Annotated in this window: 7 protein-coding genes; all 7 read left to right on the top strand. The window is 70.7% G+C overall.

Annotation, left to right across the window (positions count from 1 at the left end; genetic code table 11):
• Nucleotides 1-655: glutamate ligase domain-containing protein (locus tag A5652_RS25290; RefSeq protein ID WP_304441787.1), on the top strand; the 655-nt coding region annotated here is incomplete at its 5' end.
• A complete protein-coding gene (mraY, locus tag A5652_RS25295) occupies nt 652-1731 on the top strand; it encodes a phospho-N-acetylmuramoyl-pentapeptide-transferase (protein WP_067358506.1) in 1080 nt (359 codons plus the stop codon). The genes A5652_RS25290 and mraY, both read left to right, overlap by 4 nt.
• On the top strand, nt 1731-3200 hold the full coding sequence (murD, locus tag A5652_RS25300) for a UDP-N-acetylmuramoyl-L-alanine--D-glutamate ligase (protein ID WP_067358508.1): 1470 nt from the start codon (nt 1731-1733) through the stop codon (nt 3198-3200). The genes mraY and murD overlap by 1 nt, the downstream gene beginning before the upstream one ends.
• 7 nt (nt 3201-3207) lie before the next feature.
• Nucleotides 3208-4872, top strand: a complete 1665-nt coding sequence (gene ftsW, locus A5652_RS25305; protein ID WP_067358516.1) for a putative lipid II flippase FtsW — start codon at nt 3208-3210, stop codon at nt 4870-4872.
• The gene (gene murG, locus A5652_RS25310) at nt 4869-6095 is read left to right on the top strand and encodes an undecaprenyldiphospho-muramoylpentapeptide beta-N-acetylglucosaminyltransferase (RefSeq protein ID WP_067358512.1); all 1227 of its coding nucleotides are present in this window, start codon (nt 4869-4871) and stop codon (nt 6093-6095) included. The genes ftsW and murG overlap by 4 nt, the downstream gene beginning before the upstream one ends.
• Nucleotides 6092-7561, top strand: a complete 1470-nt coding sequence (murC, locus tag A5652_RS25315; protein WP_067358514.1) for a UDP-N-acetylmuramate--L-alanine ligase — start codon at nt 6092-6094, stop codon at nt 7559-7561. Before murG ends, murC begins: the two co-directional genes overlap by 4 nt.
• Nucleotides 7558-8535 (top strand): cell division protein FtsQ/DivIB, encoded by a 978-nt coding sequence (locus A5652_RS25320; RefSeq protein ID WP_067358515.1) that lies wholly within the window; start codon nt 7558-7560, stop codon nt 8533-8535. Before murC ends, A5652_RS25320 begins: the two co-directional genes overlap by 4 nt.
• Nucleotides 8536-8844: the final 309 nt, after the last annotated feature.

Here is an 8844-nt window from a genome sequence, read left to right on the forward strand (position 1 = left end):
CCACCAGGTGAGTAACGCGCTGTGCGCGGCCGCGGTGGCGCTGGAATGCGGCGGCGACCCGCAACAGGTGGCCGCCGCACTCGCCGGCACGGGCCCGGTGTCGCGGCACCGCATGCAGGTCACGACCCGCGCCGACGGGGTTACCGTGATCGACGATGCCTACAACGCCAACCCCGATTCCATGCGGGCCGGGTTGCAGGCGCTGGCCTGGATCGCCCACGGCGGCGGCGAAGCGGGCGGGCATAGCCCCGCCGAAAAGCGCAGGAGCTGGGCGGTGCTCGGCGAGATGGCCGAGCTCGGTGAGGACGCCATAGTCGAGCACGATCGCATCGGTCGGCTCGCCGTGCGCTTAGATGTGTCTCGACTCGTTGTCGTGGGAAGTGGGAGGTCGATGAGCGCCATGCACCACGGAGCGGTCATGGAGGGTTCCTGGGGCGCGGGTGACCAAGGGGCCGTCAAGGTCGCCGACAGCGACGCCGCCCTGGCGTTATTGCGGGCCGAGGTGCAACCCGGTGACGTCGTCCTGGTCAAGGCGTCGAACTCGGCGGGGCTCGGTGCGCTGGCCGACGCCCTGGCAGCCGGTGACGATCGCGAGGGCGGCGAAGCCGGGCGAAGCGGGTCGTCACGAGCAGCAGAGGGCGGGACGCGCGCATGAGGCAGATCCTCATCGCCGTCGCCGTCGCGCTGACCGTGTCGATCCTGCTGACCCCGGCGCTGATCCGGTTGTTCACCCGGCAGGGATTCGGCCACCACACCCGCGAGGACGGGCCGCCGACCCACCACGCCAAACGGGGCACGCCGTCGATGGGCGGCGTGGCCATTTTGGCCGGAATCTGGGCGGGCTACCTGGGCACGCACCTGGCCGGGATGGCTTTCGACGGTGAAGGCGTCACCGTGTCGGGCCTGTTGGTGCTGGGCCTGGCCACCGTGCTCGGCGCCGTCGGATTCCTCGACGACCTGATCAAAATCCGCAGGTCGCGCAACCTGGGCCTGAACAAGACGGCGAAGACCATCGGCCAAGTCGCCGCCGCGGTGTTGTTCGGGGTGCTGGCGCTGCAGTTCCACAACAACAGCGGCCTGACGCCGGCCAGTGCGGACCTGTCCTACGTGCGCGAGATCGCCACCGTCACACTGGCCCCGGGCCTGTTCGTGTTGTTCTGCGTGGTCGTCGTCAGCGCCTGGTCCAACGCGGTCAACTTCACCGATGGCCTGGACGGGCTGGCCGCCGGGAGCATGGCGATGGTCACCGCCGCCTACGTGTTGATCACCTTCTGGCAATACCGCAACGCCTGCGTCACCGCGCCCGGGCTGGGCTGCTACAACGTGCGCGATCCGCTGGACCTGGCGCTGGTCGCGGCCGCCACCGCCGGCGCGTGCATCGGCTTTCTCTGGTGGAACGCCGCGCCCGCCAAGATCTTCATGGGCGACACCGGATCCCTGGCCTTGGGCGGCATCATCGCGGGCATCTCGGTGACCAGCCGCACCGAGATCCTCGCCGTCGTGCTGGGTTCGCTATTCGTCGCCGAAGTCAGCTCGGTTGTGTTGCAGATCTTGACTTTTCGTACCACCGGGCGCCGGGTGTTCCGGATGGCGCCCTTTCATCACCATTTCGAGTTGGCCGGCTGGGCCGAGACCACGGTCATCATCCGCTTCTGGCTGCTCACCGCGATCGCCTGTGGTCTGGGCGTGGCCCTTTTCTACGGTGAGTGGCTGGGCGCGATCGGTGCCTGATGAGTGGTCTTGAGGCCCCTCTGGAACCCCTGGCGCCCGGCGCGCCGGTGCTGGTGGCCGGGGGCGGGGTAACGGGCAAGGCGGTGCTGGCGGCGCTGACGAGGTTCGGGGCGGCACCGACGCTGTGCGACGACGACCCCGTCAGGTTGCGGGACTACGCCGACGCGGGAGCGGCGACCGCGTCCACGTCGACGGCCATCGAGCAGATCTCCCGCTACGCCCTGGTGGTCGTCAGTCCCGGCTTCGCCCCGACGGCGCCGCTGCCGGTCGCCGCGGCCGCGGCCGGGGTGCCGGTCTGGGGTGACGTGGAGCTCGCCTGGCGGCTCGACGCCGCGGGCCACTACGGGCCGCCCCGCCGCTGGCTGGTGGTGACCGGGACGAACGGCAAGACGACCACCACCTCGATGCTGCACGCCATGCTGACCGCCGGCGGCCGGCGCAGTCTGCTGTGCGGCAACATCGGCGAACCGGTGCTCGACGTCTTGGAGGAACCCGCCGAGCTGCTGGCCGTCGAGCTGTCCAGTTTCCAATTGCATTGGGCGCCTTCGCTGAAGCCAGAAGCCGGCGTGGTGCTCAACATCGCCGAAGACCACCTGGACTGGCACGGCAGCCTGACCGCATACGCCGCGGCGAAGGCGCGGGTGCTCGACGGCCGGGTGGCGGTGGTGGGCTTGGACGACGCCCGGGCGGCGGCGCTGCTGGACACCGCCCGCGCGCCGGTTCGGGTCGGCTTCCGGCTGGGCGAACCGGCGGCCGGGGAGCTGGGCGTGCGCGAGGGCCACCTGGTTGACCGCGCCTTCGCCGACGACCTGGCCCTGCTGCCGGTCGACTCCATCCCCGTGCCGGGGCCCGTCGGGGTGCTCGACGCGCTGGCCGCCGCGGCGCTGGCGCGCTGCGTCGACGTGCCGCCCGAGGCGGTCGCGGCCGCGATCGCATCCTTCCGGGTGGGTCGGCACCGGGCCGAAGTCGTGGCCGTCGCGGACGGCATCACCTACGTCGACGACTCCAAGGCCACCAACCCCCACGCCGCGGAGGCGTCCGTGCTGGCCTACCCCCGGGTCGTCTGGATCGCCGGCGGTCTGCTCAAGGGCGCATCGGTGGACGCCGAGGTCGCCAGGATGGCGTCAAGGCTGGTCGGCGCGGTGCTGATCGGCCGAGATCGGCAAGAGGTTGCCGAGGCGTTATCGCGACACGCGCCGGATGTCCCCGTCCTGCACGTTGTGACAGGCGAGGATGCTGGTATGGATGCGACTGCTGTGGTTTTTGGGGCAGATGTGACAGAAGTGCAACTATCAAGTGACGATGTGGCCACAGCGGTGATGAACGCGGCGGTGACCGCGGCTCGCGCCCTGGCGAAGCCCGGTGACACCGTCCTGCTGGCCCCGGCGGGCGCATCGTTCGACCAATTCTCGGGTTACGCCCACCGTGGCGACGCATTCGCGTCCGCCGTGCACGCGGCGCTCCGGTAGGGCGGGCGTGGGTAACGCACTGACCCGGCTGCTGCGCCGGGGAAAAAACAACACCGAGACCGCCGCCGCCGAGCCAGCGCCGGCTGACGACGACGCCACGGACGACGTCCCCGAAGCCAAGACCAAGAAGGCCGACAAGCCACAAAAGCCCGAGAAGGCCATCGCCAAAGAGGGCGGCTCGCACAGCCGGTTCGGCGCCTGGCTGGGCCGGCCCATGACGTCGTTTCACCTGATCATCGCGGTGGCTGGGTTGCTGACGACGTTGGGGCTGATCATGGTGCTGTCCGCATCGGGCGTGCGGTCCTACGACGCCGACGGGTCCGCCTGGGTGATCTTCGGCAAGCAGGTGCTGTGGACCGTGATCGGTCTCATTGCCTGCTACGCCTCGTTGCGAATGTCGGTGCGGTTCATCCGCCGCGTCGCGTTCACCGGCTACGTCGTCACGGTCATCCTGTTGGTGCTGGTGCTCGTTCCCGGGATCGGCAACCTGGCCAACGGATCCCGTAAGTGGTTCGTGGTCGCGGGCTTCTCCATGCAGCCGTCCGAGCTGGCCAAAATCGCTTTCGCCATCTGGGGGGCCCACATGCTGGCCGCCCGTCGCCTGGAGCGGGGGAGCCTGCGCGAACTGCTGATCCCGCTGGTGCCGGCGGCCGTGATCGCGCTGGCCCTGATCGTGGCGCAGCCCGACCTCGGGCAGACCGTGTCGCTGGGCATCATCCTGCTGGCCCTGCTGTGGTACGCGGGCCTGCCGCTGCGCGTCTTCGTCACCTCATTGATGGCCGTCTTCGTGGCCGGCGCGGTCCTGGCCATGTCGGCCGGATACCGGTCGGACCGGGTGCGGTCCTGGATCAACCCCGAGAACGACCCGCAGGACACCGGCTACCAGGCCCGACAGGCCAAATTCGCGCTGGCGCACGGCGGCGTCTTCGGCGATGGTCTGGGCCAGGGCGTGGCCAAATGGAACTACCTGCCCAACGCCCACAACGACTTCATCTTCGCGATCATCGGCGAGGAGCTCGGTTTCATCGGTGCGTTCGCGCTGCTGGTGCTGTTCGGGCTGTTCGCCTATACCGGGATGCGGATCGCCCGTCGCTCGGCCGACCCATTCCTGCGGCTGCTGACCGCCACCACGACCATGTGGGTGCTGGGCCAGGCGTTCATCAACATCGGCTACGTGATCGGCATCCTCCCGGTCACCGGTATTCAGCTGCCACTCATATCTGCCGGTGGAACCTCCACCGCGGCAACGCTTTTCATGATCGGCATCATGGCCAACGCGGCCCGCCACGAACCCGAGGCGGTGGCCGCGCTGCGGGCCGGCCGCGACGACAAGATGAATCGGATACTGCGGCTGCCGCTGCCCGAGCCCTACTCGCCGACGCGCCTGGAGTCGGTCCGCGATCGCAAGCGGGCTCGTCCGAAGTCGGCCGAGCCGTCACGCAAGGGCGCCGGCGCACCCGGGCGCAAGGCCTCGAACCAGGCATCCCGCAAGGCCGACGCGCCGCTGCGGCCGGCGGCATCGCGAACGGCCGGCCGGCCGGCTCGCCAGACTGGGGGTAGCGCTCGATCACGGGCGAGGCATCATGGATCTGGCCAACGCCGCGTCAGTCAGGCGGCCGGCCAGCGTCAGCCACGACGCGCTCGCGCACTGGAAGGTCAGCGTTACGGGTGAACCACACGGTCAACAAGCCGACCGGCGGGCGGGGGGGAAACCCTTTGCCCGCCGGTGCCGCGTTGTCGTCTTTTAAGCCTCTCAAGCCACTGTCGGTCGTGCTCGCCGGTGGCGGAACCGCCGGCCACGTCGAGCCGGCGATGGCCGTTGCCGACGCGCTGAGCGCCCTCGACCCGCAGGTCAGGATCACCGCGTTGGGCACCGCCCGGGGGCTGGAAACCAGGCTGGTGCCCGAGCGCGGCTATGACCTCGAGCTGATCACGCCGGTGCCGCTGCCGCGCAAACCCAGCGGCGACCTGGCCCGGCTGCCCTCGCGCGTGTGGCGGGCCGTCCGGGAAACCCGTGCCGTGCTGAGGGCGGTCGACGCCGACGTGGTGATCGGTTTCGGTGGGTACGTGGCGCTGCCGGCCTACCTCGCCGCGCGCGGTGTCTCGTCGCGCAAGCCGCGGGTCCCGGTGGTGATCCACGAAGCCAACGCCAGCGCCGGGCTGGCGAACCGGGTCGGCGCCCGCACCGCCGTCCGGATCCTCTCCGCGGTGGCCGATTGCGGGTTGCCACGCGCCGAGGTGGTCGGGGTGCCCGTGCGCGAGGCCATCACCTCACTGGACCGCGCGGCGCTGCGCGACGAGGCGCGCCGCCACTTTGGTTTCGCCGATGACGCCCGGGTGTTGTTGGTGTTCGGCGGCTCGCAGGGCGCGGCCTCGCTGAACCGGGCGGTCTCCGGGGCGGCCGCCGAACTGGCCGCCGCCGGCGTGGCCGTCCTGCATGCGCACGGCCCCAAGAACACGCTCGACCTGCGCGAGCCCCAGCCGGGCGACCCGCCGTACGTGGCGGTCCCGTACCTCGACCGGATGGATCTCGCCTATTCGGCCGCCGACCTGGTGATCTGCCGTTCCGGTGCGATGACCGTCGCCGAGGTCTCGGCGGTGGGATTGCCGGCCATCTACGTGCCCCTGCCGATCGGCAACGGCGAGCAGCGGCTCAACGCCCTGCCGGTGGTCAACGCCGGCGGCGGCATGATCGTCGCCGACGCCGACCTGACGCCCGAGCTCGTCGCCCGCGAAGTGGCGGCGCTGGTGGGCGATCCGCCGCGGCTGGCGGCCATGACCACCGCCGCCGCGCTAGTGGGGCATCCCGACGCAGCACGCCAGGTCGCCCAGGCGGCACTGGACATCGCCAGGAAGGCCCAGCTGGGCCGCTCGGCGGCCGGGGGCAAGCCGTGAGTACCGACCAGTTGCCGCCCGAGCTGCAGCGGGTGCACATGGTGGGCATCGGGGGAGCCGGGATGTCGGGCATCGCCCGCATCCTGCTCGACCGCGGCGGCCTGGTATCGGGCTCGGATGCCAAGGAGTCCCGCGGCATTCACGCGCTGCGCGCCCGGGGCGCGCAGATCAACATCGGGCACGACGCGGCCTCACTCGATCTCCTGCCCGGCGGCGCCACCGCGGTCATCACGACGCACGCCGCCATCCCGAAGACCAACCCCGAGCTCGTCGAGGCCCGTCGGCGCGGCATCCCGGTGATCCTGCGGCCCGCCGTGCTGGCGAAGCTGATGGCCGGGCGCACCACGCTGATGGTCACCGGTACGCACGGCAAGACGACGACGACGTCGATGTTGATCGTGGCGCTGCAGCACTGCGGGCGCGACCCGTCCTTCGCCGTCGGCGGCGAGATGGGGGAGGCCGGCACCAACGCCCACCACGGCAGCGGCGACTGCTTCGTGGCGGAGGCCGACGAGAGCGATGGCTCGCTGCTGGAGTACACGCCCAACGTGGCGGTGGTCACCAACATCGAGACCGACCACCTGGATTTCTACGGCAGCGCCGACGCCTATGTCGCGGTCTTCGACGCCTTCGTGGAGCGGCTGGCCCCCGGCGGGGCGCTGGTCGTGTGCGTCGACGACCCGGGGGCCGCCGAGTTGGCACGGCGCACGGCCGAGCTGGGCATCCGGGTTCTGCGTTACGGATCCGCGGGGTCCGGCGACGACGAACTTGCCGCGACGTTGTTGTCCTGGCAGCAGCAGGGCGTCGAGGCCGTCGCGCAGGTCCGGCTGGCCCCCGAACTGGACCCGGAGCAGCACCCGCGGGTGATGCGGTTGTCGGTGCCGGGCCGCCATATGGCGCTCAACGCGATGGGAGCGCTGGTGGCGGCGCTCGAGATCGGCGCACCGGTCGATGCGGTGCTGGACGGCCTTGCCGGCTTCGAGGGGGTGCGGCGCCGATTCGAGCTGGTCGGCAGCGCGGCATCGGTGCGGGTGTTCGACGACTATGCCCATCACCCCACGGAGATCGTCGCCACGCTGGCGGCGGTCCGCACCCTGCTCGAGCAGAGCGGCGACGGCCGCAGCATCGCGGTGTTTCAGCCCCATTTGTATTCGCGGACAAAGGCTTTCGCCGAAGAGTTCGGGCAAGCCCTGGACGCGGCGGACGAGGTTTTCGTTCTCGATGTCTACGGCGCCCGCGAACAACCGCTGGCCGGCATCAGCGGGGCCAGCGTGGCCGAGCACGTCAGCGTGCCGGTGCGCTATCTCCCGCACTTCTCCGCGGCCGCCGAGCAGGTGGCGGCGGTCGCCGGGCCCGGCGACGTCATTGTCACCATGGGGGCCGGCGATGTGACGCTGCTGGGGCCCGAGATCGTCACGGCACTGCGGGTGCGGGCCAACCGCAGCGCCCCCGGGGCGTTGCGATGACGCAGCCGGACGACCCCGTCCCTGCAAACGCGGTCGGCGAACAGGCCGACGCCCAGCCTGCTGGAGACAGCGCGGTCACCGAACCGCTCGTCACCGGCACGAGCGCGGACCGGCCGGGGAGCGACGCCGGTGACGATCGTGAGGCCGATCAGGCCGAGGTCGAGGGGCCGCGCCGGCGCGCCCGGCGAGAGCGGGCCGAACGCCGTGCCGCCCAGGCCCGCGCTACCGCCATCGAAGAGGCCCGCCGCGAGGCGAAGCGCCGGGCCAGCGGACGGCTGATCAACGAGCCCAAACCCGTTGCGCGGGGCGTTGTTCGGGGCCTGAAGCTGCTGCTGGCGACCGTTCTGCTGGTGATCGTCGGCATCGGGCTGGCGTTGATCCTCTATTTCACGCCCGCGATGGCGGCCCGCAACATCGTTGTCGTCGGCACCGGGGTGGTGACCCGCGAAGAGGTCCTGGATGCGGCGCGGGTGCGGATCGGAACGCCGCTGCTGCAGATCAACACCAGCCAGGTCGCCGACCGGGTGGCCGCGATCCGGCGAGTGGCCAGCGCGCGGGTGCAGCGCCAGTATCCGTCGGCGCTGCGGATCACCATCGTCGAGCGAGTCCCCGTGGCCGTCAAAGACTTTCCCGACGGCCCGCATCTCTTCGACCGGGACGGAGTGGACTTCGCGACCGGGCCGCCACCACCGGCGCTGCCGTACCTCGATGTCGCCGACCCGGGGCCCGACGACCCGGCCACCAAGGCGGCCCTGCAGGTGCTGACCGCCTTGCGTCCCGAGATCGAGGGTCAGGTCGGCCACATCGCCGCGCCGTCGGTCGCCTCGATCACCCTGACGCTGGGCGACGGCCGGGTGGTGATCTGGGGGACCACCGACCGCACCGACGAGAAGGCCGAGAAACTGGCGGCCCTGTTGACCCAGCCCGGCAAGGTCTACGACGTGTCGAGCCCCGACCTGCCCACGGTCAAGTAGCGATCCTCATCACGTCGTCGCGCACGAGGCCCAGGGAACAGCGCTCCGGCGCTCCGGCGCTGCGGAAATCGCCGAAAATTTGCGGGGCGCGTGTCGGCGCGCCTGCGCGGTTAGGGCGCGCGGTACCCATACCGTTCTGGTTGCGCGGAACTACTTGACATAACTCTAACTCTATGGTTGAGGTTGAGGGTTTGCCAGGAGGGCCGCGGAACGTCCGGAGGAGCCCACCGCCGGGAGAGCTGAGCCAAGCCCATCAGGGAGGAAGACGAATGATGACCCCCCCGCACAACTACCTGGCCGTCATCAAGG

Source organism: Mycobacterium sp. 1165178.9, from assembly GCF_001673555.1.
Classification (GTDB): Bacteria; Actinomycetota; Actinomycetes; order Mycobacteriales; family Mycobacteriaceae; genus Mycobacterium.

What these genes read in the sequence shown, in the direction of transcription:
- mraY (WP_067358506.1), top strand. Translation starts at nt 652, where the DNA reads ATGAGGCAGATCCTCATCGCCGTCGCCGTCGCGCTGACCGTGTCGATC.
- murD (WP_067358508.1), top strand. Translation starts at nt 1,731, where the DNA reads ATGAGTGGTCTTGAGGCCCCTCTGGAACCCCTGGCGCCCGGCGCGCCG.
- A5652_RS25320 (WP_067358515.1), top strand. Translation starts at nt 7,558, where the DNA reads ATGACGCAGCCGGACGACCCCGTCCCTGCAAACGCGGTCGGCGAACAG.